At 48.2% G+C, this 26,055-nt stretch carries 29 protein-coding genes and 3 pseudogenes; 16 read left to right on the top strand and 16 right to left on the bottom strand.

Annotated features, from left to right (window positions below; translation table 11 throughout):
- Positions 1-260 precede the first annotated feature (260 nt).
- Positions 261-1,619, bottom strand: coding sequence for an MFS transporter (locus EXW96_RS18855; protein ID WP_174351148.1), 1,359 nt, complete (start codon positions 1,617-1,619; stop codon positions 261-263).
- A gap of 119 nt (positions 1,620-1,738) precedes the next feature.
- Here EXW96_RS18855 and EXW96_RS18850 point away from each other — a divergent pair, with 119 nt between their 5' ends.
- Positions 1,739-2,557, top strand: coding sequence for a dienelactone hydrolase family protein (locus EXW96_RS18850; protein ID WP_174351147.1), 819 nt, complete (start codon positions 1,739-1,741; stop codon positions 2,555-2,557).
- Positions 2,558-2,686: 129 nt separating this feature from the next.
- Positions 2,687-2,944, top strand: a complete 258-nt coding sequence (locus tag EXW96_RS18845; protein WP_054819222.1) for a hypothetical protein — start codon at positions 2,687-2,689, stop codon at positions 2,942-2,944.
- A gap of 45 nt (positions 2,945-2,989) precedes the next feature.
- On the opposite strand, the gene EXW96_RS18840 is transcribed toward EXW96_RS18845, so the two are convergent.
- The gene (locus EXW96_RS18840) at positions 2,990-3,757 is read right to left on the bottom strand and encodes an IclR family transcriptional regulator (RefSeq protein WP_174351146.1); all 768 of its coding nucleotides are present in this window, start codon (positions 3,755-3,757) and stop codon (positions 2,990-2,992) included.
- Positions 3,758-3,887: 130 nt separating this feature from the next.
- Between EXW96_RS18840 and EXW96_RS18835 the strand changes: the two genes are divergently transcribed.
- Positions 3,888-4,781: a LysR family transcriptional regulator gene (locus tag EXW96_RS18835; RefSeq protein WP_062409497.1), complete on the top strand. Its 894-nt coding sequence runs from the start codon at positions 3,888-3,890 to the stop codon at positions 4,779-4,781.
- A 79-nt stretch (positions 4,782-4,860) separates the two neighbouring features.
- Here EXW96_RS18835 and EXW96_RS18830 read toward each other — a convergent pair whose 3' ends face one another.
- The 6 genes from EXW96_RS18830 to EXW96_RS18805 all read right to left on the bottom strand — a co-directional run bounded on the left by EXW96_RS18830 (position 4,861) and on the right by EXW96_RS18805 (position 10,453).
- The gene (locus EXW96_RS18830) at positions 4,861-5,808 is read right to left on the bottom strand and encodes a substrate-binding domain-containing protein (protein ID WP_074729359.1); all 948 of its coding nucleotides are present in this window, start codon (positions 5,806-5,808) and stop codon (positions 4,861-4,863) included.
- Between the two features lie 27 nt (positions 5,809-5,835).
- Positions 5,836-6,735 carry a VOC family protein gene (locus EXW96_RS18825; protein ID WP_062409499.1) on the bottom strand — a complete coding sequence of 300 codons (900 nt, stop codon included), beginning with the start codon at positions 6,733-6,735 and terminating at the stop codon, positions 5,836-5,838.
- Positions 6,736-6,774: 39 nt separating this feature from the next.
- Positions 6,775-7,278: an aromatic-ring-hydroxylating dioxygenase subunit beta gene (locus tag EXW96_RS18820; RefSeq protein WP_062409500.1), complete on the bottom strand. Its 504-nt coding sequence runs from the start codon at positions 7,276-7,278 to the stop codon at positions 6,775-6,777.
- A 26-nt stretch (positions 7,279-7,304) separates the two neighbouring features.
- Positions 7,305-8,591, bottom strand: a complete 1,287-nt coding sequence (locus tag EXW96_RS18815) for an aromatic ring-hydroxylating oxygenase subunit alpha (protein WP_254611462.1) — start codon at positions 8,589-8,591, stop codon at positions 7,305-7,307.
- 182 nt (positions 8,592-8,773) lie between these two features.
- On the bottom strand, positions 8,774-9,556 hold the full coding sequence (locus EXW96_RS18810) for a 2-keto-4-pentenoate hydratase (RefSeq protein ID WP_074729365.1): 783 nt from the start codon (positions 9,554-9,556) through the stop codon (positions 8,774-8,776).
- An 84-nt stretch (positions 9,557-9,640) separates the two neighbouring features.
- A complete protein-coding gene (locus EXW96_RS18805) occupies positions 9,641-10,453 on the bottom strand; it encodes a 2-keto-4-pentenoate hydratase (RefSeq protein WP_254777614.1) in 813 nt (270 codons plus the stop codon).
- Between the two features lie 145 nt (positions 10,454-10,598).
- On the opposite strand from EXW96_RS18805, the gene EXW96_RS18800 reads away from it, so the two are divergent.
- Both EXW96_RS18800 and EXW96_RS18795 read left to right on the top strand, forming a co-directional pair.
- Positions 10,599-10,739 carry a hypothetical protein gene (locus tag EXW96_RS18800; RefSeq protein WP_171005980.1) on the top strand — a complete coding sequence of 47 codons (141 nt, stop codon included), beginning with the start codon at positions 10,599-10,601 and terminating at the stop codon, positions 10,737-10,739.
- A gap of 201 nt (positions 10,740-10,940) precedes the next feature.
- The gene (locus EXW96_RS18795) at positions 10,941-12,407 is read left to right on the top strand and encodes a CAP-associated domain-containing protein (RefSeq protein ID WP_174351145.1); all 1,467 of its coding nucleotides are present in this window, start codon (positions 10,941-10,943) and stop codon (positions 12,405-12,407) included.
- Between the two features lie 86 nt (positions 12,408-12,493).
- Here the strand turns inward: EXW96_RS18795 and EXW96_RS18790 are convergent, their stop codons facing one another.
- From EXW96_RS18790 to EXW96_RS18780, 3 genes are all read right to left on the bottom strand, one after another.
- Positions 12,494-13,063: a metal-dependent hydrolase gene (locus tag EXW96_RS18790; protein ID WP_254611461.1), complete on the bottom strand. Its 570-nt coding sequence runs from the start codon at positions 13,061-13,063 to the stop codon at positions 12,494-12,496.
- A gap of 44 nt (positions 13,064-13,107) precedes the next feature.
- Positions 13,108-13,476, bottom strand: coding sequence for an IS3 family transposase (locus EXW96_RS18785; protein ID WP_174351144.1), 369 nt, complete (start codon positions 13,474-13,476; stop codon positions 13,108-13,110).
- Between the two features lie 67 nt (positions 13,477-13,543).
- On the bottom strand, positions 13,544-13,876 hold the full coding sequence (locus tag EXW96_RS18780; protein WP_373423936.1) for a helix-turn-helix domain-containing protein: 333 nt from the start codon (positions 13,874-13,876) through the stop codon (positions 13,544-13,546).
- A gap of 817 nt (positions 13,877-14,693) precedes the next feature.
- On the opposite strand from EXW96_RS18780, the gene EXW96_RS26975 reads away from it, so the two are divergent.
- The 11 genes and pseudogenes from EXW96_RS26975 to EXW96_RS18735 all read left to right on the top strand — a co-directional run.
- On the top strand, positions 14,694-14,888 hold the full coding sequence (locus tag EXW96_RS26975) for a lysophospholipase (protein WP_141336353.1): 195 nt from the start codon (positions 14,694-14,696) through the stop codon (positions 14,886-14,888).
- A 140-nt stretch (positions 14,889-15,028) separates the two neighbouring features.
- On the top strand, positions 15,029-15,337 hold the full coding sequence (locus EXW96_RS28330) for a cadmium resistance transporter (RefSeq protein WP_309225155.1): 309 nt from the start codon (positions 15,029-15,031) through the stop codon (positions 15,335-15,337).
- Positions 15,325-15,666, top strand: coding sequence for a cadmium resistance transporter (locus tag EXW96_RS28325; protein ID WP_309225154.1), 342 nt, complete (start codon positions 15,325-15,327; stop codon positions 15,664-15,666). Before EXW96_RS28330 ends, EXW96_RS28325 begins: the two co-directional genes overlap by 13 nt.
- A gap of 40 nt (positions 15,667-15,706) precedes the next feature.
- Positions 15,707-17,117 (top strand): annotated as a pseudogene (gene lpdA / locus EXW96_RS18770) (dihydrolipoyl dehydrogenase).
- A gap of 74 nt (positions 17,118-17,191) precedes the next feature.
- The gene (locus EXW96_RS18765; protein WP_141336351.1) at positions 17,192-17,560 is read left to right on the top strand and encodes an ArsR/SmtB family transcription factor; all 369 of its coding nucleotides are present in this window, start codon (positions 17,192-17,194) and stop codon (positions 17,558-17,560) included.
- Entirely contained in the window at positions 17,553-19,709 is a 2,157-nt protein-coding gene (locus tag EXW96_RS18760) for a heavy metal translocating P-type ATPase (protein ID WP_141336350.1), read from the top strand. Before EXW96_RS18765 ends, EXW96_RS18760 begins: the two co-directional genes overlap by 8 nt.
- Before the next feature lie 73 nt (positions 19,710-19,782).
- Positions 19,783-20,259, top strand: coding sequence for a signal peptidase II (gene lspA, locus EXW96_RS18755; protein ID WP_141336349.1), 477 nt, complete (start codon positions 19,783-19,785; stop codon positions 20,257-20,259).
- Positions 20,260-20,265: 6 nt separating this feature from the next.
- The gene (locus EXW96_RS18750; RefSeq protein WP_258313518.1) at positions 20,266-20,772 is read left to right on the top strand and encodes a ZIP family metal transporter; all 507 of its coding nucleotides are present in this window, start codon (positions 20,266-20,268) and stop codon (positions 20,770-20,772) included.
- A 50-nt stretch (positions 20,773-20,822) separates the two neighbouring features.
- Complete coding sequence (gene tnpA, locus EXW96_RS18745; protein ID WP_141336828.1) at positions 20,823-21,137, top strand: IS66 family insertion sequence element accessory protein TnpA; 315 nt, start codon at positions 20,823-20,825, stop codon at positions 21,135-21,137.
- Positions 21,131-21,484: an IS66 family insertion sequence element accessory protein TnpB gene (gene tnpB / locus EXW96_RS18740; protein ID WP_155615423.1), complete on the top strand. Its 354-nt coding sequence runs from the start codon at positions 21,131-21,133 to the stop codon at positions 21,482-21,484. The genes tnpA and tnpB overlap by 7 nt, the downstream gene beginning before the upstream one ends.
- Before the next feature lie 55 nt (positions 21,485-21,539).
- Positions 21,540-22,127 (top strand): annotated as a pseudogene (locus EXW96_RS18735) (IS66 family transposase zinc-finger binding domain-containing protein); the annotation flags it as partial.
- 3 nt (positions 22,128-22,130) lie between these two features.
- Here EXW96_RS18735 and EXW96_RS28655 read toward each other — a convergent pair.
- The 5 genes and pseudogenes from EXW96_RS28655 to EXW96_RS18715 form a co-directional block, all read right to left on the bottom strand.
- Positions 22,131-22,343, bottom strand: a pseudogene (locus EXW96_RS28655) (transposase); the annotation flags it as partial.
- A gap of 112 nt (positions 22,344-22,455) precedes the next feature.
- The gene (locus EXW96_RS28110) at positions 22,456-22,581 is read right to left on the bottom strand and encodes a hypothetical protein (RefSeq protein WP_258313561.1); all 126 of its coding nucleotides are present in this window, start codon (positions 22,579-22,581) and stop codon (positions 22,456-22,458) included.
- A 117-nt stretch (positions 22,582-22,698) separates the two neighbouring features.
- Positions 22,699-23,727, bottom strand: a complete 1,029-nt coding sequence (locus tag EXW96_RS18725) for a CHAT domain-containing protein (RefSeq protein WP_141336765.1) — start codon at positions 23,725-23,727, stop codon at positions 22,699-22,701.
- Between the two features lie 439 nt (positions 23,728-24,166).
- On the bottom strand, positions 24,167-25,531 hold the full coding sequence (locus EXW96_RS18720; protein ID WP_174351143.1) for an IS1182 family transposase: 1,365 nt from the start codon (positions 25,529-25,531) through the stop codon (positions 24,167-24,169).
- A 226-nt stretch (positions 25,532-25,757) separates the two neighbouring features.
- Positions 25,758-26,024: a DUF1883 domain-containing protein gene (locus tag EXW96_RS18715; RefSeq protein ID WP_141336766.1), complete on the bottom strand. Its 267-nt coding sequence runs from the start codon at positions 26,022-26,024 to the stop codon at positions 25,758-25,760.
- Positions 26,025-26,055 lie beyond the last annotated feature (31 nt).

Raw genomic sequence — 26,055 nt, 5'->3', positions numbered from 1 at the left:
TTACCCGAACGGGAACACGGCGGCTTTTTTAACTGTTGAATCGGATTTTCCGGAGATCAAGGTTCGGCCATATCGCCACGTACTGCAAGCGCTTCATATTCGGCCGGCATGCCCCCGTTCAAACCCGGGGCATGCTTGAATGCTGTATTTCCAAGTATGTCACTAATGATATTTCATAAATTCCTCACATTCAAATTGATAATTTCGATACCAACGTATTAAGGAAATCTATAAGTTCCATATACCCACTTTTCTATCTTCTATCGAAAAAAAGAAGGGGCTTCCCTTTTCACCCGATGTAACCGGACCGTTAAAATCAGCATCAGTCCGCCGATAACAGCACAGATGAGCGCCATGGCATGGAGTTCCTTCGAAGCGATTTCCGTACCGAAAACATTGCCGAGCAAGCTGGATGAAAAAATGGTTCCGATATATCGGGAGGTCATTAAAAGACCCGAAGCAATCCCCGTTTCTTCCATGGATACGAATGAATATAAAGCGGTCTGCAAGCCCAGATTATTGAGTCCCGTGCTCATGCCAAGAAAAGAGAGCGCGACAAAGAACCAGGTCAGTCCGGAGCCGTCTTGAACGGTCATCAACAAAAGCATTCCCAGGATGACGGTCAGTGTTCCGATGAACAGAGGATACCGGGATCCTTTGGCATCCAGCCATCTTGCGGCCAGGGGGGTAATCAGCACGGCGAAGCCCGAAAGGAACAGCATCGACAGCCCCGTTTCTTGGGTATCAAAATGCCGGGCCGTCTGCAAATACATGGGAATTCCAAAAGTGACGGAATAAAACACGATGTTCACCAGAATATTTTGAATGTAAATCAGGGTCACATGAGGATTGCTTTTTAGGAAATGAACATCAATAAAGGGCTGCGGTTGACGAAGCTCAAACCGGTAAAAGAGATATCCCAATGCCATGCCTGCACCGAGCAGCCACCATTGCCCCCCGCTGCTGACGGAGAGCAGAAAAAGGAGCCAAACCAACACCAGCAAAGAAAACTGTACAATCCCCCATGAATCGATTTTCATGTTCACCGGCTGCTGCGTATCCGCGGGCATGACTTTGACAGCCAAGATCAACGAAACGAGAATGACGGGAAAATTAATTAAAAAAATGGCCGGCCAATCCCCATAATGAATCAAAAATCCGCCTATGGAAGGCCCAAAAGCGGCTGAAGTGGAAGAGAACACCGATAAAATCCCAAGCGCACGCGCCTGATTCTCCGTAACTACGCTGCGGATCATGCTCATTCCTGAAGGAAACACCGCGGAAGTCCCGATAGCCTGAACGAAACGGAAGGCCAGAAGCCAATGAAAGCCCGGGGATAACGGAGCCAGCATGGAAGACGCCGTAACCAGCAGTAAGCCCAGGATAAACATCCGTTTTCTGCCGAACATATCGCTCAGCTTCCCCAGCACCGGCTGTCCAATGGCGCTTGCCAGGTAATACGTCGAAATCAGCCAGGAGATATCCGCGAAGGATAGCCCAAAATCGTCCTGCAAACGGGAAAAAGCTACGGATATCATCGTCGTATTCAATGGATTTAAGATAAAGCCCAGGGCTACGGCTATAATTAATAGCCTGCGTTTTTTCTCGCTCTGTTCCAATTCGAGTCCTCCAGTCGATGTGTTCGCAGATTAATTATGAACTTTTGTGTGCCACAGCGCAAACATTAATGGTAAAATAATGAAATCAACGCTATGGATTTTTAAAGGAGGAATTGGACATGGGTTTTGTTTCGGAGTGGGTGCAATATGGCGAACGAAGGGAATATACCGGATATGCCGCTAAACCGGTTCAGCCTGCATCCGGCCTGCCTGCGGTCTTGGTGCTGCAGGAGATTTTCGGTGTGGACGAGCATATTCAGGATGTGGCCGACAGGTTGGCCAGAGCCGGCTATGCAGCGTTCGCACCGGATCTTTTCTCCCGCAACGGTCAACGTCCGGCGCATCTGATGCCAGAACGGATTGAAGCCGCCAAAAGCTTCATGGAGCAGCTGCCTTCCCCCGGTTGGCGGGACATCCATGTGAGGAATCAGGCACTTTCCGTTTACCCTCAGGAACAGCAGAACCGTATCATGGAGACGATTGAAGGAATGTTCGCCGCCACTGCGCCCGCGCAGCACCTGGAGCAGATGCTCGCGACAAGCCGTTTTGTACAAGAGCAATATGCCGCAACCAAGGGAGCCAAATTCGCAGCATTAGGTTTTTGTATGGGCGGTGCTTTATCCGGTTACTTTGCCGTTCACGAACCCCGTTTATCCTGTGCCGTGGTCTTCTACGGCAATCCGCCGGCAATAGAGACCGCTGCATCGGTACAATGTCCGGTCATCGGTTTCTACGGGCAGCTGGATACGGCGATTACGGAGAAGATTCCTGCTTTTGCCGAGGCGATGAAGAAGCACGGCAAATCCTTCGAATATCATGTTTACGACGAGACTCCGCATGCCTTTTTTAATGACACGCGCAAATCGTACCGAATCAAAGCGTCCAGAGACGCCTATTCGCGAAGTCTGGATTTTCTCAACAGACATTTGGGATCTTAAACAAACTCCCCCCGGGACTCATTCCGTATAAAAGAACAGACCGGTTTCCAAGCCCGGATGCCGCCCTTATGATAAAGATATACGCTTTACGATGACGAGTCACAAAGCGCAAAAAGGCGGGATTCCGTTATGAAAATCATTGAACATCCGTTTCGGCCGGGTATCGTCAGTTTTTATAACGAACAGACCGGCAAACGCAGCTATTGGTTTAGTGCCCACAACGTATTCACTGAGGTCATGGATAATGAAGAAGCCATTGAACTCATGCTGGGCTGGGGGGAATCAGAGGTGGAGCAGGCTGTTCTTCAGACCCTTCTGCTGGAGGAGCATTGGGTACATGATCCGACGACTTACGAATCCGCCGTGATTTCCCCCGCGAAAAATTAAGCCCTCAAGGCGCACTTTATGCGCCTTGAGGGTCAGAAAGACGTTTTATCCCTGCATCCCTAGCCGTTCCGTGATGATCCGGCTGCACGTTTTCAGCTCGCGTATATACCGCTGGACCTGACTATCGTAAAAATGCGCCGTCGATCCGGCTGCGCTGATCGCTGCAATGACTTCCCCGTTATCGTTAATGACCGGAACGGATACCGAGCTGACACCGGCTTTCAGCTCGTCATGGCTTACGGCGTAGCCTTTTTTATGAACATCGGCCATACAGCTTCTTAGCCGGTCGGGATCGGTAATCGTTTTATTCGTATGGGCGGTTAACCGGTTCCGCAGTAATCTGGATATTTCGCTTTCGCTCTGATGAGCGAGCAGGACCTTGCCGACAGAGGTGCAGTGGAACGGAACTCTGCGGCCGATTTGCGTAATGGTGCCCAAATGATCGTCCGGAGTCAGTTTACAAATATAAACGACTTCTCCGTTATCATAGACCCCCATATGCACGACCTTTCGGAGAGATTTCGTCAAACGCTCAAGCAAAGGCAGGGAAACCTTGCGCAATTCCATTTCATGATATACTGCGAAGCCTAACTCCAATGCGGCCAATCCCAAATGGTATTTCTGCGATTTTTTATTTTTCTCGACCAGATGGTCTTCACTTAACGTACAAAGCAGTCGGAACACCGTGCTTTTCGCCAATCCCAGGTGTGCACTCAATTCGCTGATTCCCATTTCCGGATTTTCATAGGTAAAGACCCGTAAAATGCGGAGCGCATTATGCACGGAAGATAGCGTTTCCTGCTGCTTGGCCATGACATGTTTCCTCCCCGCCAGTTTGATTTCACATACAGGAACAACCGTATTTACCTCATTGGTCCTGCGCATTACATTAAAAGACAGTACCCTGATGCATGATCTTCACAACAGAGGTGATCCCTAACCCATGGAGTTAAAAAACATTGAGGCCTTCCTGATGGTTGTCGAAAAGGGCAGTTTCTCCACCGCTGCAGAAGCATTATACGTTACCCAGCCTACAATCAGCGTCCGCATCCAAATGCTGGAGCAGGAATTGCAGAATCCCCTGTTTAACCGAATCAGCGGACGAAAGGTCATCCTCACCCCTGCAGGCGAAAAGGTGCTGCCGTATTTCCGCGAAGCTTACGACAATATTACAAAATGCATGCTGGCCTTGAAGGAACCGCCGTACGAACAAAAAACCATTACCATCGCATGTCCCAATCACATGGGAGTGGAAATTATGCCCGAACTTTTGAAAGCGCTTTATAATGTGTTTCCGCAAATCGATTTTACTGTAAATATAAGCACGACGAAAGAAATACTCGAGGATATCCGCTCAGGCGCCGTAGATATCGGTTTGGGCTATATACAGTCCGCTTCCGATACCAAAGGCCTGGATGCCATCCATATTGTAAACGAACAGAATATTTTGGTCTGCGCGCCGGAGCATCCTTTGACTCAAACCGGAACCATTACCACCGCGGAACTGAAAAAAGAACGTATTATTACGTACAGCAAGCCGTTTTTGACCACCCAGCTGGTAGACCAATTTTTGAAAAAAAACGGGCTGAAGGATATTCAGACGGTGGAAATCAACAACCTGGGCTGGATCAAAATGATGGTCCGAAAAGGGCTCGGGGTTGCTTTCCTGCAGAAAATGATCGTCAGCGAAGAATTAAGAAACGGAACGATTGTCGAACTGCCGATGAATCTTCCGCTTCCGAGCGCCCCTATTTATCTGGTGCTCGGAACCCGGCTGCAGCAAGAAATCCGGGAAACAGTAGTCTGTGCCGCAAAGAAGCTGTTTCAGCAATTATAGCATGAGCTCATTACGGCATCCGGCTGGGGTGATCCCGCAGCCGGTTTTTTGCGCGATGGGGGAGTCCTGCTGTCGAATGCTATTTCTCATAATCATAAGGGATAAAGCTGTCGGACAAATCATACGGCTGCTGAATAAACCCTTGCTCAATGCATGCTTGATAGAAGGTTTCCAAAATAGGTTTGTTTTCGGACCACCCGTTCTCGTTCCAATCCCTTCCCCCCAGGCCCGATTCCGTTTGGTGCAGATGCCAATCGGCAAACGGCAGGTACAGGCTGGCCATGTGGGCCGCTTCCCGGTAACCCATCGCCTTGGATTTCTCGTAAACCTCCATGATTTCATCGATAATTTCCGGAGAGCTTTGCACGATTTCATCTTTGATCGCCATCACATGCGTAATCGGAGTGATTCCGGAATGGTGAACAAATTGAATCTGTTCTTCAGGAGACGGCGGGAATAACCAGCGCAGGCCGTCGAATCGATCCGGTTTGCGTGCATAAAAGAAGCAATCGATCTCCCCGCTGCGCAGCAGCTCTTCCGGCGTCCCCTCCACATAGTCCCAATGGATCTGATGATCCTCGGGATAAGGCATGTTATCCATTCGGTCCTTACGAAGCGGGCACCAAATGATATCCTTCGCGTCTACTCCGTAATGATGGGTCAGCAGCCATCTGTGCCAAATGGAGGCGGTAACCCAATATTGAAATACGGCTACTTTCTTCCCTCTTAAATCTTTATAGCTGTTTAATCCGGATTCCCTGGAGCAAAAGGCATAGACTTGAGGAATTTTCCGGGCAAATACCGGCAGCGCCTTCAAGCTCGAATCGGTTTCCTGTACTTTGAGGAAGGTCGCCAAAGACATTTCTCCGATGTCAAAATCCCCTTTTAAAGTCCGCAAGGTGCATTCGTCAATGGTTTTGACATTCTCCGCGGTATAATCGAACCCCTTCGTTTCGATGGCATGGTGAAGCAAAGGCATCGTATGCAGGTAAAACGTACTTCCGATTTTTAAATTTCGTTTGGACAAGGGTCATTCATCTCCTTCATTCTCGAATTACACTTCTACGTGACCCACTTTCCCGATCCGCGGGTCGGAAGCGCCTTCCCACATATCCGTGGTGCGCAGCGTGTTGTCCAGCATTCTGGGCTCCCGCGGGTTCTCCTCCGGAAATTCCTCCATGCCCAGCGTATATTCCAGGGTCAAGCCGTCAGGATCCAGAAAGTACATAAAAATACTGCCTGAAGCCAAGTGACGGCCGGGCCCGAAAATCACCGGCACGTTATAATTCAGAAGTCGGTTTCTCGCGGTTCCCACATCGTTGATATCCGCCACCTTGAAGGCAATATGAAACATGCGGAGGTCATCGCCTTGAGCTATGCCGAAGGAATGATGATACGGGTTAGGAAAACAGCGCATAAAGGCAAAATACATCTCGCCATCCGGTTTATGGCGCGTGTCGGATATTTTAAAGTTCAACACATCGGTAAAAAAGCGCACCGTCTCCTGAAAGTCAGGCACCCGCAGCACGATATGGTCCAGCTTCAACACTTTAATGGGATCGGGTTGATAAGGCTTGGCTCTTTGCAGCATCCGATTGTACAATTCGAAAGTGACTCCGTTGGGATCCTTGAACCGGAACGCCTTATCGATTTTGAGCAGGGATCTTTCCGCTTGATCTACCTCCGCCGGATGACATCCGGATTTCTCCAGAAGTTCAAAGGCTTTTTCGAGCTGCTGCGTGCTTTCCATTTCAAAAGCGATTCTCTTGAGTCCCGGTTTGTCGGATTGATTCAGAATCAGATTGTGGTAATCGGAGCTGGACGACAGGAAGGCGATATCCTCCCTGATTTCCCCCACCTGATCCAAACAAACCATGTCCCGGTAAAAATTCGCGCTGCGCTCAACGTCCGTTACATTGACTGCAATATAGCCAAGCTTTGTATAGCGAAGCATAGATCATCCTCCCATTTCGTTCAGGATTTCGCTAACGATTTACAGTAAAATGCTTACCGATCCCAGTTGCCCTAATTCCTCGGCATCCAATATCGCCTTGCGCTCAGCAATTTTCAACTGCCCGTCCCGGACCGCCAATTTATATTCGTACACGCCGACATACTGCCTGATCTGTTCGTTCCTCCTGTACCGCATGACCATAAAATTGGCGGAGGCGGAAATCATCTCGCTATCGCGGGCCGTAATCCGCACATTGGTAATCAGCCTTCTTGTACGGGAATGCGGATTTTCCGCATGGGCGTGGCGGCTCTTCAATCTTTTGATTCGCGAACGGATGCGGTCAATGTTATCCGCGACATGAAACAGCGTATTTTCCGGGTTCCCTCTGGGCACATCATTGGGAGGAACAAGATACCAGGCATCCTCCGTCAACAGCTCCCCCCATTCGTCCAGCCGCCATTCGTCCAATAAATAAGCTTCGTGATACAAAAAATCTTCAATATCAGATCGCTCAAAATCCTGCGTTGTCGTCCTTGCGCTCATGAACATTCCTCCTGGCCGCATGTACTTTAGTTTGTACCCGGTGTGGTCTCGCCTGTCATCAATTCGTTCCATCTTCTCCAGAACGTCCGCAGATGGATTTCGTCCGTATTCAGTTGTTCTTCTTTGTGCAAGCCGCGCGAAATGTCGGACCACTCCACCTCTTGATACGCTTCGTACCCCTGCTGGGCAACCTCCAATGCTTCCACATCGTCGGGGGTGGCAAATCCGCCCGGTCCGTAGAAGGTCAAATAACTGTCCAGTCTGACTCTTCTCGCTTCCGGACTTTCTTCTTTTGGACCTAAGGCCCAAGCCGTGACCTTCATGTGATTATAGCTAACCGGGTAGAAGGTTCTCACGGTAATCGAGGATCCGTCGTTGATCACGAGATTCGGGAAAATGACGAGATTCCGGTTCGTTTCCGCTATCCTCATCCCCTTCTCTTCGCCAAGACGCTGCACAAGCTCCTTCCGCTTCTCCTCGATCATCGGCTTGGCATCCTCTCCGTAGATGGGCATCCATCTTGCAATGGGTCTTCCCCTGTAGGTTTTGTTATCGATGACGGCATGACCGTAGCCAAGCGGCTTGCCGATCCCGTGCGCCGGCATCAACAAGCCTTTGGGCAGCGCAACCTCCACACCGGAATCCTTCAAATAATCCAAATAAGTGATATGCGTAGGCACCACATGGTAGTCGTCGAAGCTGTTTTCCACCAGCAGCTTCCAATTCGCCTTCATGTCATATTCTTGTGTGCCTTGAATGATTTCCATATCACCGGTTTCGGATTGATCCACGATCAAATCCAGATATTCCTTGGCTCCGGCCAAATATTCGTCCAACGAAACCGCATGCTTGTCGAAATTCAAAAAGTAGAAGCCCCTGTAGCTTTCCAAGCGCGGAACGCTGTGCAGACCCATAAGCGATTTATCCCATCCGGGCGGATACGAGTCTTCGCCGGGGATGGCTATGGTATCCCCATTGTTGCTGAACGTCCACGCATGATAAAAGCAGCGGAACGTTTTGCAGTTGCCTTCTCTTTCCCGGCATACGAGCGCACCGCGATGGGAGCAGGTATTAAGGAACGCATGTACCCGGCCGCTGCTGTCCCGATTAAAAATGATCGGTCTGCCCGCGACATTTCTCGTGACGAAGTCGCCTTTTTTCGTTACTTCCGATTCATGTCCCACATAAATCCAGCATTGATTAAAGATCGTTTCTTTCTCTTTCTCCAACAACTCCGGCCTTGTAAAAACGGAACGGCTTACTTTAAACAGCATGCGTTCCGGATCGTCGATGATAAAGCGTTTACATGTCAATCGGAATTCCTCCTTTTGTTCCAGTCTCTAAGGTCTTTTCTCTACTTCCAATAATAAGGCAGTTCTCTTCAATGCTCCAATTGAAAGTGTCAATCGGCACCCATTGACAAAATTTATGGCCACGAGAAAAGCCGCCCCTTATGGAGCGGCCTCTCTTAGCTGCCTGGCATATCGGTTACTGGCTATTCCTCTACTCTGAATTCCATCGTTCCCAGACCGTCCCACTTCACGGTAACCGTATCTCCGGGCGAAAGCATCAGTGCTCCGGTCATTCCGCCGGTAAGGATGACCTGGCCTGCCTTCAGCTTGAGCCCCTTGCGGGACAGCATGCCGGCCAGCATCGCAACCGACTGGGCAGGATGGCCCAGCACGGCAGCTCCCGCGCCCAAATCCTTCAGTTCACCGTTAACCGCCAGCGTAACACCGACTAAATCAAGCTCCAAATCCGCGGGCTTTCTCATCGCTGAACCGATAAACACCCGCGACGCAGAGGTATTGTCCGCAATGACATCCGGCAGGGTGAATTGAAAATTCTCATACCGGCTGTCAATCATCTCAAGAGCAGGAACTACGTACTCCGCAGCAGCCAACACCTGTTCGATCGTTACCCCCGGACCTTCCAGATCCTCGCCGAGAATAAAAGCGATTTCCGCCTCCACCTTCGGATGAATCAGCTCGCTCAGCTTCAGCACATTGCCGTCAACCACCATGTAATCAAAAATGTAACCGTAAATCGGTTCTTCCACACGCATTTGCTTCATCTTGGCAGGACTCGTCAGCCCCATTTTGGCACCGATGATCCGGTATCCCTGCCCAAGCTTGATGCCGACAAGCTCCTCTTGAATGCGGTAGGCATCATCAACCGTCAGGTCGGGATGCTCCGTTGTGATCCGCGTAACCTCCCTTTTGCCGACTTCCGCATCGATTAAGCGTTGGGCTATGCTGATGTATTGGTTTCGATCCATAGCGTCCTCCTAGAACGAAGCTGCTTTATTTTTCTATTTGTCGATTTGCCGTTGTTCCCTGAACCTGGAATAGCTGCCTTTACCTTAGACATGCCGTTCCTTCCCCCTTGCATCATGTTTGTCCGTGAACCTTACGCCGACTTCGCCAAGATGTGCCAATCTGGCGTTGAAGGCATCTCCCGGTTCCGCATGAACCGCCGCTGACAGCGCCCCGGAAAGAATGACCTCGCCTGCTTTTAGCACAATGCCGAATTCAAATAATTTGTTTGCGAGCCACGCTACGCAGCGGGCGGGATGGCCAAGAGCCGCCGCGCCTACGCCGGTATTGACCATTTCGCCATTCTTGTACAGCACCATGCCGATTTGCGCCAGATCCGCTTCATGCACCTTCACCTGTTTGCCGCCCAACACGTACAGACCGGAAGAAGCATTGTCGGCGATGGTATCCTGAAGCCTGATTTTCCAATCCCTGATCCGGCTGTCCACAATCTCAAGGGCAGGCATCACATATTCCGTTGCCAGCAGGACATCGGTCACCGTCACTCGGGGCCCGATCAGATCACGCTTTAATTTGAACGCGATTTCCGCCTCCACTTTAGGTTGAAGTACACGGGCGAACGGGATCATCCCTTGGTTTTCCACCGCCATGGTATCCAACAAGTGGCCATAGTCCGGCTGATCCACACCCAGTAATTTTTGCATGGCAAGCGATGTGAGACCGATCTTTTTGCCGACGACATTGGCCCCGGCCTCGACTTTTCGTTCGATGGTTTTTAATTGGACATGATAGGCTTCCTCAATCGTGATATTCGGCTCCAGAAGCGTTAACGGTTCTACGCCGGCTCCCGTTTGTTCCGCTTGGGCCAGATGGTTAGCAAAGGATTCGCTCTTGATCACATTCACTGCTATTCCTCCTTCATAGCTTCATCTTAAATCCGCGGCAAGCGCCCTCACAAGGCTCCCGTTCCGTTATACGGAATTCCCCTCAACTGTTATAATATGGCGGGAGTTTAGGCACGCTAACGCATGGAGGTGATCGCTCATGAGTGGAAGAAACAGCAAACCCGATAATGACGGACCTGCAAGCAGCCCCAGCCGCCTTGATCAATTCGGCGGCAAGCTGGCGGAAGACACGGTATCCCGTGAAGCCGCGGAAGCACGCAAAACCCGCAAAAAGAAATAGCGCTGCCACTTATAGAACAAAACCGAGGACCGCCTGCTGCCCCGCGCAGCAGACGGTTCTTTTGTTTTCCGCTCCAATCGCGGAGCTTCTATGAATCTAATACAATTTTACCAATAAATGGTAGATAGTTGTATATGCATAGAAAACCGACTAATATGGCAAGCCGGACACGAACTTTATTGGGAAGAGGAGGAATGCAAGTTGAATAAACGATGGTTGTCTTTCGCGCTGCCTGTCGTTCTAAGCGTTACTTCTATACTATCCATCATTTCGTCATCCGCGGCTGCAGGTTTAAGCGGCTTTCAGGATATGTCCCGCCATTGGGCCTCTAAATCTGTAGCATGGGCAGCTGCCAATGGTATTGTCAACGGATATGAGGACGGTACGTTCCGTCCTGACCAAGTCGTTTCCGAGCCCGAGTTTCTTGCGATGCTTTTACGTGCTTATCCGGAAACGCCAGTCCCTTCGGCGCAACCCGGTGCTGATTGGTACGAGCCTTATTATGATTATGCCCGGCAGCAGCAATGGCCGGTTCTTAACAGCCCTGACCGAAACTTGTATAACCGGGGATATGTGGCCCGATTGATTGCCGCCACCCAAAAAGGGACGATGGGCTTGAACGATTCCATCCGCTTTTTGCTGGATCAAGGCTTGTCGCAAGGGAAAACCGCTGCCACGATCGAAGGCTATCAGGCAGAGGACAAACTAACCCGCGCCGAAGCGGTTCAGTTTGTTTGGAATATCAAGCAAAAATTCGTCGGCTTGAATGCGGCGCCGGCACCGGCACAGCCGCAACCCGGCGTTTCAGTGGTTGCGGACGTGCCGATATCCGTCAAGGGTATTGCGCTCGGCGACTCTGTCGATTCGGTGACGCAGAAGCTCGGAGCTCCCGCCCGTAAAGACGCAAGCGAGTACGGCTTCCAATGGTATATTTACAACAAGGATTACAAAGATTACGTGCAAATCGGCATTAGTGGAAATAAAGTCGTTGCGTTATACTCGCCATCGAACAACTGGCGCACCGATCGCGGCATAGCGGACGGTTCAAGCCAGGCCGAAGTGGAAAAGCAGTACGGCGCCCCGGTCTCGTTCATTCAGAAGGGCAGCACCCGTTTTATGATGAATTACGGTAAAGGCGAGTACGGAACCTATGAAATCAATGGCGCCTATGCTACCTTCTTCTACGACGTGCACCGGAACCATGCCGTCACCGGAGTTCAGGTGATCGGCAAGTCAACGGAGCTTTCGCTGGAAACCTTCTATCCTCAGGCCAGCGATGCGCTGGCAAGAGCGTACGAGCGGCAAAGCTTCGACCTTGCCAATGCAGGACGGGCGAAGCTCGGACTGTCCCCGTTTGTCTGGGACGATGCCATTGCTGTGACAGCGCGCAAACACAGCCAGGATATGGCTGCCAAGGGCTACTTTGACCACACGAATCCAAGCGGTTTAAGCCCGTTCGACCGAATGAAGCAGGACGGTCTCAAATTCCGCGCCGCTGCCGAGAACATCGCCGCAGGTCAAACCAGCGCTATCTTCGCCCATCATGGTTGGATGAACTCGGAAGGCCATCGCAAAAATATACTCGGCAGCTATAAAAACCTGGGTGTCGGAGTTTACTTTGGCGGAAAATTGAACATCTACTACACACAAAATTTTTACACGCCTTAAAGCTTGAACCAACAAAGACCGCCTCTTTCCATGGCATCAGCTTGGAAAAGAGGCGGTTTTTGTTAGATAATGCATGACAGGAGTGATCACAGCGCCTGCTTGTCCATATATTCAAAGAGGAACGATTGGCCGTTGCGGTAAAAGCGCGGGTCGTACAAGCCCAAACGCTTGTCATCCTCTACAACAACCACGAACGGCGCCCACTCGTACAGCGTCTTGGCCTTGGGGTTAGCGGCAAACAATGCCTCCAGATCGGCATCTTCATTCGATTTCAGTTGTGTCACCGGCCGAATGCCTGTCCATACGGTTCCTTTGGACAATTCAACCGTATTGCCGTGCTTTCCGATGACCGTAAACGTCCCGGGGACAAAATCCGCGGCAAGCGCCACTTGTTCGTACTGATGGTTCACCTGCTGATAAAGCGTATAGCCCTGGAAAGACTGTAATCCTACGTGCAGCGCAATCAGCAGCCATACGGTACGGTACACCCGGTGCGAAGGCACCTTCAACCGCCCGCTTCTTTTGCGAAAAAATACCCACAGCCATCCGCCAAGCATGAGCGCCCAGAATACCAGATCGACGATCGGAATGGTGCCGAAGGTAATGCGTACCGTCGAAAACGGCTCCAGATAGCCGGTTCCCCAAGCGTTGAACAAATCGCTGGTCGCGCCATAACCCTACTTGTTGATTTTTAACTAATTCATTTTATAAACGAAATACTTGATGCTGTTATTGAAGAAACGAATTTAACGAATTTTTGTGTTACATCAGTTACCCACTTCTGATTAGGGCCATTCACCTTAAAATCCCGCTGCAGCAGGTTCTCAGCTATCCTCCCGTCTGATACAGCTGCTTCATAACTCGTCCGATGGATCTTTCGACGAATAATTGCCTTGATACCAAGCTCTTGCATAAGGCGTAGTACCTTCTTGTGATTGACAATAAGATCGTGCTGACGGTACAGTTCGTCTTGTATACGACGGTAACCCAGAATCTTATTTCGCTCTTCATAAATCGCTTTGATTTTACGCTTTAACTCGCCGTCCCGATCTTCCTTTTTACGCTTCAAGAAGGCGTAGTAACCGCTTCTATTTATATTTAGATATGTACACAAGTCCTTTTACTTCTTGCATTCTTTAGTTCGTCAATGACTGTGTATCGGCTCTGCAACCCTCCCGATTCAAGATGTGTAACCACTTTTTTAGAACATCTACCTCCAATTGGAGACGTCGAATTTCACGTTCTTGCTCCGTCTCTATTCGGTGTGGATCTCCACGTCTATCCTCTATGGCGACCTCTCCACCTACGTGATACTTTCTCACCCAAACCCTGACCCGATACCAATCCTGGATGTCTAGATGTTCTGCTATCTTTCTATAGCTCCAACCATCTTCCTCATGTAACCTTACGGCTTCCATTTTTAGAGATTCAGGATAATGTTTAAACTTTTGACCCTTCTTAGCTGGAATAAAAAATGCCCCCCCTATAATTCATCGGATTAACCAGGGGTTTTTCCAATGTTCATTATAAGGGGTGCACTTCATCGCATCTGCAAGGGCTTTTTTTGGCATACGTCGCCTGTTTTCTAGCTGTTTACAAACTGTTCACAATATAATTCATTGAATACCGGAGAGGCTCCGCTTTGATTGGTGGAGTTGGCCAGGATGCCGAATTTATTGTGCAGCAAATCAATGAGCATGAGAAATAACGAAGCTGGTCCCTGCAAATTGCAGGGATCTTTGTTTGAACGGTGGCCATCCGATGAATTTAGGCCACCTTGGATAGACGAGCGATATTTTTTGTTTCTAATTATAACATTGAAATAATCGTTTGACTGTATTAAACATCGGAAGTATAATAATTTCATATTCAAATGATTGTTAGATTGTTGAATTACTAAAAAATCGCCCGAGCGATAAATAGCCTAAGCATTGATACATACTGGAGGTACATACTATGGCAACTTGTGATCTTGTTTCACTTTCCCCTTCAACCAATAGTCGACCAAACCCAATCCTGTTTATCCACGGCGCTTTTCATGGCTCTTGGGCTTGGGAGTATTTGGAGGACCATTCGGCCCCAGCTGGCGTTCTGCTCGCTTCGGCACCACCGGGTGGCACGCGAAAAACACTGTGAAAACCGCCGTTCGCAATCCTGGCAAGATGATGAAGTCATTGATCACAGGCCGAGTGAATCTCTATAATAACGAAACCTGAGCGGTTCAGGCATTCTTTTCAGCAAACATGCCCCAAGAACAGGTCAGGCGGTACGTCAGCTCCTTGCAAGATGAGTCGTTACGGGCCTTTATGGACATGGCACGATTCCCGGTCCAGCGACAAGGTCAAGACCCCCATGCTTGTGCTCGGCGCAGCAAACGACTTCCTCATTGACAGCCATGAGCTTGAACAGACGGCTCGCGCGTACGGTACAAATCCGGAGGTTTTCGCGAATATGGCACACGATATGATGTTGGATGGCTGAATGGCAGCGTGTAGCATATCGAATGGTTGAATGGCTAACCGCACTAAACCTTTGATAAATATTGATATTTAATCAAATAATTATTTGGATATAAGAACATGTAGATTAAAGAAATATACAAATGGATGGAGTAAATCACAATGTCACTCACATTAATTCTTTCCGCTATTGGCACATTCATCGTGACAAACATTGACGACATTTTTGTGCTGATGATCTTTTTCGCACAGATCGAGAAAGCGCGGCACGCACAAGTTGTTCTAGGGCAATATCTGGGGTTCGGATTGCTGGTTGTACTAAGCTTACTGGGGGCTTTCGGCTTTACATTTTTGCCGACCGAGTGGGCCGGTTTTCTTGGGTTGATACCCATTTATCTCGGTATCCGAATGTTCCTCAAAAAAAGGAAGAAGATGAGGCGGAAGAGGCGCTTGAGAAATTGGGCGATCTAAAGTCACAACCTTCAAAGAACCGTTTGTTTGGACCACTAACCGGTAAGGTCGCTGCGATTACCTTTGCCAACGGCGGGGATAACCTGGGCATATACATCCCGTATTTTACGACCCAGGGGAACGCGTCACTTTTATACATCGCGATTATGTTCCTTTTGATGGTCGCGGTATGGTGTTTCCTTGCGTATCGGCTGGCAAGCTTCCCGGCCATTCTAAGGATTCTGCAAAAGTACGGAAGTGTCATTGTTCCACTGGTGTTTATCGCATTAGGTATTTCAATCATGCTGCACGGTGATTCATTTGCATATCTCATGAGGCTGTTTGGGTAACGTTAAGGAAAATCGAAATCACGAACTGGAGGGAAACACAATGGTAGTAGGTGACGCTAGCCAGCACACTCAGTTGTTGGTGATCGGCGGTGGTTCTGGGGGTTATGTTGCAGCTATACGAGCCGCGCAGCTTGGCAAGAAAGTGTTGCTGGTGGAAAAATCGGAACTCGGCGGTGTATGTCTCAATTGCGGCTGTGTGCCGTCCAAAGCGTTGATTTCAGCGGCGCATCGGTATGAACAAATGCTGGAAAGCGGCATATCCGGGTTAAAAGCGACAGGCGTTGAGTTTGATTTTTCACAGATTCAGCAGTGGAAACAGTCGAAAGTGGTGAATCGCCTCAAAACGGGTATCCAATCCTTGCTTAAAAAGCATGAAATCTCGGTCTTCAAAGGAGAGGCGCTTTTCATTAATGATCGGGAAGCTCGTCTCTATAATGAACAAGAATCGCTCCGATACCAATTTGACCACTGTATTGTTGCAGTCGGATCGCGTCCAATTGAATTAAAAGCATTCCCGTATGGGAACCGAATTTTGTCCTCCACCGAGGCACTGAGCCTTACTGAAATCCCTAAACGAATGGTCGTCATCGGCGGCGGCTATATCGGCATCGAACTGGGTCAAATGTACGCTAAGTTCGGCACCAAAGTGACCATTTTGGAAGGTTCACCGTCGATTCTGCCCGGATTCGAGAGTGAAATTAGCCGTATTGTGCGAAAAAATCTTGATTCCCTTGGTGTTACGGTGTACACGAACGCCATGGCTCAATCCGCACAACAGTCGACTGATGAAATCGCGGTTACCTTTACGGTGGATCAGGCAGAACAACAAGTGACGGCCGATTACGTTCTTGTGACAGTAGGACGCCGTCCCAATACCGATGGCGAATTCGGTCTTGACCGTATTGGAGTAAAAATTGGCGACAGGGGACTGGTTGAAGTCGATCAACAAGGGCGAACATCTATTCCTCACATTTATGCGATTGGTGATATCATCCCTGGCCCTGCACTGGCGCATAAAGCCTCATACGAAGGAAAAGTGGTTGCCGAAGCAATAGCTGGCCAGCCAAGCGCCTTCGACTATCAAGCGATTCCGGCGGTTGTGTTTTCCGATCTGGAAATTGCCTCCGTAGGACTTAGCGAACCTGAAGCCAAGGAGAAGGGATACGACATCATGGTTGGCAAGTTTCCGTTTGCGGCAAATGCGCGTGCTCTCTCTTTGAGTGCGTCCGAGGGATTCGTCAAGCTGGTAGGCGATAAGAAAACAGGGCTCATACCTTGGCGGGCAAATCGTAGGCACAAACGCGTCTGATCTGATTCCGGAAATTGCCTTGGCGAGCGAAATGGGAACGACCATCGAAGACCTGGCCCTTACCATCCATGCGCATCCGACACTTGGGGAACTATCAGCTGAAGCTGCAGAGGTGGCTCTCGGCCATCCCATTCATATTTGAGGATTTTCCCTTTGACAAAACAATGGCATAGGAATATTATGATAATCAAATAATTGTTAGATTGAGGTGATTTGATGAAGAACCAAGATACATGCGAGATCTTTTGTTATGACGAGCATAAGGTCAATCGGGTTAAGGAAAAGCTAAGCAAAAATGATTTTCAGGATATGGCTCAAATATTTAAGGTGCTTGCGGACCATACGCGGCTAAAGGTTGCCTATGCACTGTGCGATGAGGATGAGTTATGCGTCTGCGATGTGGCCAATATCATCGGCTCCACCATGGCGACGGCTTCCCATCATTTACGGCTGCTACGGAACATGGGGATTGCCAAGTATCGGAAAGAAGGAAAGCTTGTTTTCTATTCATTGGAGGATGAGCAGCTCAAACAAATGATAAGGCTCGCCATTGAGCATCAAAAGGAGGTTGTTGACGTTGAGTAAAGTGGCTGAACCATTAGAGAACAAAAACGTATACCGCGTTGAAGGATTCACATGCGCGAATTGTGCCGGAAAGTTTGAAAATAATGTGAAGCAGCTTCCGGGAGTTCGGGATGCCAAAGTGAATTTTGGTGCTTCTAAAATTGCTGTTTATGGCGATGCCACAATTCAAGAACTGGAGAAAGCCGGTGCGTTTGAAAATCTAAAAGTGACCCCCGTAAAACCGATGCGGGAAGCTAAACAAGAGGTACACAAAGGCACGAAAGAACCATTTTATAAAAAGCACAGCACGTTATTGAATGCAGTCTTAATAATCGTTTTCGGTTATCTTTCTCAATATGTAAATGGAGAAGAAAACCTGATCACTTCTCTGTTATTTGCAGCTTCCATTGTGATCGGGGGATTCTCGCTCTTTAAAGTTGGTTTTCAGAACTTGATGCGATTTGAATTTGATATGAAGACGCTCATGACTGTGGCCATTATCGGAGCTGCGATTATTGGGGAATGGGCGGAAGGTGCGATAATTGTTATTCTCTTTGCAATCAGTGAAGCGTTAGAACGATTCTCCATGGACCGGGCAAGACAATCCATTCGTTCGTTAATGGACATCGCACCAAAAGAAGCACTTGTTAGACGAAATGGGCAAGAAATGGTGGTCAATGTCGATGACATCACCGTTGGCGATATCATGATTGTCAAACCCGGTCAAAAGATTGCCATGGACGGTGTGGTTGTCAGTGGCAACTCTGCCGTCAATCAGGCAGCGATTACCGGTGAGTCCGTTCCCGTTGGCAAAACGATTGATGATGACGTTTTTGCCGGAACTTTAAATGAAGAAGGCTTGCTTGAAGTCAAAGTAACTAAGCTGGTCGATGATACGACCATTGCAAAGATTATTCACTTGGTTGAGGAAGCTCAGGGAGAACGTGCCCCATCGCAAGCGTTTGTCGATAAGTTTGCTAAATACTACACACCGATCATTATGGTGGTTGCCGCTTTAGTTGCGGTTATTCCTCCGCTTTTCTTTGATGGCAGTTGGGCCACCTGGGTTTATCAAGGATTATCTGTTCTTGTTGTTGGTTGTCCTTGTGCACTCGTTATTTCCACGCCGATTTCCATTGTGTCAGCGATCGGAAATGCAGCAAAAAATGGCGTTCTTGTGAAAGGCGGTATTTACCTCGAAGAAATGGGTGCCTTAAAGGCCATTGCATTTGATAAAACCGGTACGCTCACAAAAGGGGTACCGGTTGTAACGGATTTCAACGTGTTTAGCAAGAAGACAAATGAAACCGAGTTGTTGTCGATCATCACAGCTTTAGAGTATCGTTCCCAACATCCGCTTGCTTCGGCCATCATGAGAAAAGCAGAAGAAGCGAATATTTCTTATTCTGACGTCATGGTTGCTGATTTTTCTTCCATCACCGGTAAAGGAATTAAGGGTACGGTAAACGGAACAAGCTATTATATTGGTAATCCCAAACTCTTTAAAGAATTAGCTACTGCTCATTTTAGTAACGAACAAGAGCAACTGGTTACCACACTGCAAAACAAAGGCAAAACGGCTATGGTCGTCGGAACGGACAAAGAAATTCTCGCGGTTATTGCGGTAGCCGATGAAGTGCGTGAATCCAGTAAGGAAATCATTCAAAAGTTACATCAACTTGGCATCAAAAAAACCATTATGCTCACCGGTGATAACAAGGGTACTGCAAATGCGATCGCCGGACATGTTGGCGTATCGGATGTTCAGGCTGAACTGATGCCGCAGGATAAATTAGACTTTATTAAACAGTTGAGAGCCGATTACGGCAACGTAGCCATGGTTGGCGATGGTGTCAATGATGCGCCTGCACTAGCGGCTTCTACAGTTGGGATCGCCATGGGTGGAGCCGGTACAGATACCGCACTGGAAACGGCAGACGTTGCTTTAATGGGGGACGATCTAAGAAAACTTCCATTCGCGATAAAACTAAGCCGCAAAGCTTTAAATATCATCAAGCAAAACATCACCTTTGCACTTGCTATTAAATTGATTGCTTTACTGCTCGTCATCCCGGGTTGGTTAACGCTTTGGATTGCCATCCTTTCCGATATGGGGGCAACGCTCCTGGTTGCGTTAAACGGTCTACGACTAATGAGAGTCAAAGAATAAAGGAAAAGGCTAGAACATTCATGTTGAGTTAGGGGTGATACCCCTGACTCTTTACTTTGAAAGGAAGTGTGTTGTGCTTCGTTACTATGTTGTGGCCATTATCGCCTTTGCCGTTGATCAATTGATCAAATGGAGTGTTGCGACTTATATGGATATCGGTCAAAAGATACCGCTGATTCCGGGTTTTATCCAACTGACATCCATTCGAAATCGGGGTGCCGCGTTTGGTATCTTGCAAAACCAGCGGCTGTTTTTTATCTTGGTGACTGCCATCGTGCTTATTGGTATTATCATCTACTTGCGCAAAATCTATCGCGGGAAAAAATTCCTCGCTTATGCATTAGTGCTGATTTTTGGAGGGGCATTGGGTAATTTTGTAGATCGCTCTCTGCATGGCGAAGTCGTGGACATGCTTGAGTTAACATTTATCAATTATCCGGTATTTAACATGGCGGATGTCTTCATCACGACAGGGGTTATTATGGTCATGATTGACACGCTCCGGGCATCCAGAGCGGATAAGGCATCGAGTCAGAGCTTGCAGGAGTAGATCGGGGTGGTTGTGCTGAATTGGGGCAGTTTGCTTTATGTATTTCTGGCGGCGGCCGCCAATGTGATCGGCGGTCTCGTTTTTGTGTTAAAACGTGATTGGTCGCGTAGCGGTCTGAATGCTTTGATGGCTTTAAGCGCAAGACTTTTGATCGCTATCGCCATTTTGGATTTTATTCCGGAATCTTTGGAGCATGATTCCTCAAGCCCGATTTTCATCCTGATCGGTGTACTGGCGATTTACTTTTTCCAGCAATATGTCGCCGGTCATTTTCACTTCGGCGAGGAAACGCATGCTTCACAGCACGAAAAAAGTACGGCAGTCGGCGCGATGACCGGTATGCTCATCCACACATTTTTTGACGGGTTGTCGATCGCAGCCAGTTTTGAGGTCGATTTTCGTTTGGGAATTACGGTCTTTATTGCCGTGCTTCTTCACAAAATACCAGACGGACTCACGATTTCATCCATTATTTTTATTCGTAAGCGTCAAACCCAGCAAACCTGTTCATAGGAAGCAAAGCCTGTCACAATGAATCCATCATACCTGGAGAGGATGGACTTATGATGGAAGAGACGTTGCAGGAAATATGGACGAAGCGCATTGCGGCCTATCAGGAAAGCGGGCAAACGATGAAGACCTGGTGTGCGGGGCAGAACCTGACGGTGCATCAGTTAAAATATTGGCTGTACAAAGCCCAGAGACCGCATTCCCGGGCGGCATCTTCTGCGACCTTCCGTGCCGTGGCCGTCACAGCCCCGGAGCCGGAAAACGACCGTTTATGGATACAGGTCGGTTCCGCTCGCATTGCCGTGCGCCCGGGCTTCGATCCGCATCTGCTCCGCGATGTGGTAGCCGCGCTGGTGCCTGAATGCTGAATCCGGCTGCTGCTTCGCAGGTTTATTTTGCCTGCGGCTATACCGACTTGCGCAAATCGATCGATGGCCTGGCGGCGGTCGTCCAAGAACAGTTTGCGCTGAATCCTTTCTCCACGGCGCTATTTGTGTTTTGCAATCGGAAACGCGACAAACTCAAAATCCTGCAATGGGATCATGCCGGCTTCTGGCTTTACTACCACCGTCTGGAACGGGGAACGTTTCAGTGGCCCTCGGACGGATCTGCTCCGCTCTGCCTGACGCAGCGGGAACTACGCTGGCTTCTTGATGGCCTGTCGCTCAAGCAGCGGCACGCCCATCCTGTCGTATCGCCAGAAGCGGCGATCTGAAACATGGGGTAAACCGTAGCAGGATATGGGCAACTGGCTGTCGAAATGTACAGCTATGAAAACAGAAGCGGAATCCCTTACTCTGGAACAACTCCAGCAGCAAAATGCCAGGCTGGAACAACAAAATGCCGAACTGTCGGCCAAACTCAAATGGTACGAGGAGCAGTTTCGTCTGGCGCAGCAGAAGCGCTTCGGCGCTTCCAGCGAGAAGACACATCCGGATCAACTGGAACTGAACCTGTTTAATGAGGCCGAAGTGCTGGCCACGCCCCAGGGGCAAGAACCTGAAATGGAGAAGGTCACCTACGAACGCCGCAAAACAAACGGCAAGCGCGAGGCGGATCTGTCCAAACTGCAGGTTGAAACGGTGACGTACACGCTGGAAGAAGGAGAGCAAATCTGCCAGTGCTGCGGCGGATCACTACATGAAATGAGTACGGAAACGCGCAGCGAAATCGGCATCGTGCCTCCGCAAGTGAAGGTCATTCGGCATGTGCGGCAGGTGTACGCCTGTCGCCACTGTGAACGTAACGAACTGCAGACGCCAATCATCACCGCGCCGATGCCCAAACCGGTGTATCCGGGCAGTCTGGCCTCGCCGTCCATTTTGGCGTATGTGATGTGCCAGAAATACGTGGACAGCCTGCAGATCTAAGGTACCGACGCGGGTGTCCCATTCACGAGTCCGAAACCCGTTGCGCTGAGTCGTTCGTTCCCCGCTGCGTTCGTAGCGATCCGCCCCAATCTGCTGGGTGACTTCCGCCTCCACCAGGGCTTGCGCCAATAGCTGCAATCCTTCTTTCAAAAAGTCTACATCTTGATCCATTCCACTCTTGCGCAACAGCTCCAAAAGTGACATTCTGTTGATAGAAGTCACGATGGATTCCTCCTTCTAAAGTTGATTGGCGTCACTTTAGTAGAAATCACATCGTGGCTTCCTTTGTCAATATGGAGCCTTTAAATTTACACCACTACTTGAGACTATAACCAAGCAAGAGCGACTGTATATCGGCGGAAGACCAATTCCCGGCTTTTCCTTGGATCATAAGCAGCATCCCGTCAGCGATGAGCAGATCCTTTTTCGTTGCCCGTGACATCCCCCTCCTCTTCCTTTGGCAAGTATTTTTAATAGTTACATAAAGAAAGATAGTATAAACTCAGAATGAGAATTCTATATTGCGATTTTTGTTGTCATTCTGAACCAATTAATAATTTTATGGTCGAACGATAATGATTTCACTTGCATCTAGTCCTTCTTTAACATAAAGCTCTGGCGTATTTTCCTCTGGAATATCTTCCAACATAAGAGCTGCCCTTGCTTGTTCAAACGCTGTTTTGAGTGATCGACCAAACCCAATGGACGAATAGAATTGTGCAGCAAAGACCCTTGCTGCCTCATCCCCTATTGAAGTATTCATACCAATCGCTGCATCAACATGCTCTATCACTGCCTGTGCTTGTCCATAAGAAAAACATGTATTGAAAAATACTAGCCTGATTGTATCTGAAGAACTCATCATCGTCTGAACAATTGCTTCTTTTGAAACCAATTTTGCCTTACCCTGAGGATTTTGGAAAACTATTTCGTCTTCATCTGAGCCATGACCACTGAAATGTATTATTGTAGGGTTCTCCTCATTAATTGCTTGCAATACATCTTGCGGTCTAACCGCCCACTTTGTAACAAAAGAAACCGAATCCCTATGTTCCGATTTTCTTATCATCTCTCCAATCTCTCTCGCTTCTTCATCCAATCTCAACGGTGGCACATTAATAGGATTGGATGCCATAAAGAGAACCGATATTTTTTCAGGTATGCTTTGTAATTGCAATAATGTTTGCTGTGTTTGCAAATGCAATTCACTATGCTGCCCAAGTGTATCATCCACCCTTTTCATTTGTCTTTCCGCCTCCTGCAACCTTATCTTTCCTTCACGTTCCTCTGCTTGTATCAACTTACGTTCCTCATCAGCAATCTCTTTATTCTTTTTGGCAATTTTGCCGTCTATTTCCGCTAACCTCTTCTCTATACTAGCTAAAGCTTTTTCTGCACGATCTATCTCTCCAGATTTAGACTTTAAAGTTGACAATGATTTTGTTCGAGAAATAGCCTGTTTTGCTGATAGTATTTTCTTTGTATGGCTTGATATTTTCTTCGCTTCATTAGCTCTATCCGATAGGAGTTTTGCTACGTCTTTCTTTTTTCGCATAATATTACTTCTGTATGTATCTATAGTTGCCATATTTTATTAATCATCCCCTTCCCTTAATCTACAAAGATATCAAAACCTAATAGCTTTATGATGATCTTCTCCCTTATGTTAGCTGCCTATAAAGTATTTCACAAACGTTGCTATGAGCTTGGTAGAGCCTCCTCCATTATATCGTTAATACTGACCTAATTTGGAATATCCATCAACTAACTTTAATAATTCCTTACAGCTTTAATTATCACTGATCCCATTAGTCTGGGGTTAGTAATCCGATAGTTTATCACATTCATCCTTTAAAGCGCATTCAGCCAAATTGAATTACGAAAGGGGTACCGCAGTCAGCTTTCAACTGACTGCGGTACCCTCAGATCGTTGAGAAAAGTGGTTTTTTTTGCTTCTGAATTCAAAAGATACGTGACGAGAGGACGTATTTAAATATTCTTTCGTCCTCTGAAACATCAATCGCCCTCTACTTTGCCTTCTTGGCCAGGTGGAGGGCGATCTTTTTTATGTTCTGTACGGTGGCAGTCATCAGGGCTTGTTCCTGGACTTTCTCCTTGCCGCGGAACCGGCAATAGCGAAGCCCGTGGAGCTCTTTGGCATCCGCGAAGCTTCGCTCAATGGTTTGGTATCGGAGGCGGTACAAATACTTACCGGATCGGCTGAGCCGGTTCAGCCGAACCCACTCTTTACTATCTTCCCATACATGCCGGGTGATGACTTTCTGCTTGTTCTTGGCGCGGGTGCACTTCTCCAGCAGCGGGCAATCCTTGCAATGTTTCGGGTTCGATTTGTATTCCCGGTAGCCTTCCCGGTTCGTTGTAGAATACTTGAGTTCGTGTTTGGCCGGACAGACATATACATTTCTTTCAGCGTCGAACTTAAACTGCCATTTTTTCATGAGTCCTTTGACTGGCGTGTATGCTCGTCCGCCAATGACTGCGAATACCTTCATTTGTTGTAGTTCTTTGCAAATGTGAGGCGTTAGATAGCCGGAATCAAGTGCAACGGCTTCAAGGGATTCGGTAAAGCCAAACTTCTCGACCTGATGCTTAAGCCGCTCGACATAGGGGACAGAGTCGTGAACATTGCCGGCCGTAATATGGACGTCCGTAATGATGTTAAACTTGTGATCAACTGTGCGATGATCCAAATAGAAGAATCCTTCCGGCTTGCCATCGCGAACCATGTAGCCGCTCTCCGGATCGGTCGTGCTAACCTTAATTTCCTTGGTCTGTAGCACCTCCTCCCGGTCTTTCAACGGCTTTTTTCCGAGGTTCCGCCGATCTTCTTCGATGGCTTTTTCCAGCTCCTCGATGTATTCCTGTGGTGAACGTTCCACTACTTGAACGTTATGTTTGCGCTTATTGGCATTTGCTTTTAGGTGAGTAGAGTCGGTGATGAGGACACGGCCCGCTACCATACGGTTTTCTTTGGCTATACGGACCACTTCGTCAAAGAGATCCTGGAACACCGTAGTTCCCTCGAAGCGATGTTTTCGGTTCCAACTGATGGTGCTATGATCTGGTGCTTTTTTGGAGAGACCGATGCCCAGAAACCAACGATATGCCACATTCAAGTTATACTCCTGCTCGAGTTGGCGCTCCGAACGAATGCCATACAGGTAACCGATGAACAGCATTTTGAAGAACATCACAGGATCGATGGAAGGGCGTCCGTGCGTTTCACTGTAGTAAGGGCGTACTTTTTCCGTGATAAATGAGAAGTCCATATGTTTATGAATGTGCCGCAGCAAGTGATCTTCAGGAACCATATGTTCAATACATACCAATTCGTAGTTCAACTGAGGATTAGGTTGATGTGTATACAACATGAGAAACACCGCGCTTTCTGCTTAATCATATCATTGCCTATATTATACCACATTACCGCGGTGTCGTGATAAATTATTAGTAAATAGAAAGACTGTTGAGACTTTCTCAACAGTCTGGGGGTACCGCAGTCAGCTTTCAACTGACTGCGGTACCCTTTGAATGTTCCAGCTTTTTCAGATCTCCTATTTGTGTACGTGAACTATTAAACAACTATTTTCTTTTGGATTAATTCAGAATACGAACAGACGATTTCACAGATCCTCTATAACCACCTAAATCGACTGCCACATGCCAATGACCTGTGTGAGGGACATTAATTCTGACTGGTGATCTTGTAAAATGACCGCCATAGTATTTATACTGCCTACCATTACGATAATTATTAAAATTAGAGCTATCAAGTAGGAGAACATTTGCAGCATTCCCGGAAAGCGTTACTTCAACAGTCGCTCCGCCATTAAGTGTTCCTAAATCATAATGTGTAAAATTCATTTTCCATCCGCCCTTCAATAAGTAATCTATC

Origin of the sequence: Paenibacillus sp. JMULE4 (assembly GCF_013337105.1) — a bacterium.
Lineage (GTDB): Bacteria > Bacillota > Bacilli > Paenibacillales > NBRC-103111 > Paenibacillus_G > Paenibacillus_G naphthalenovorans.
Note: the sequence above shows the minus strand (reverse complement) of the source record. Positions and strands in the feature narration are given on the sequence as shown.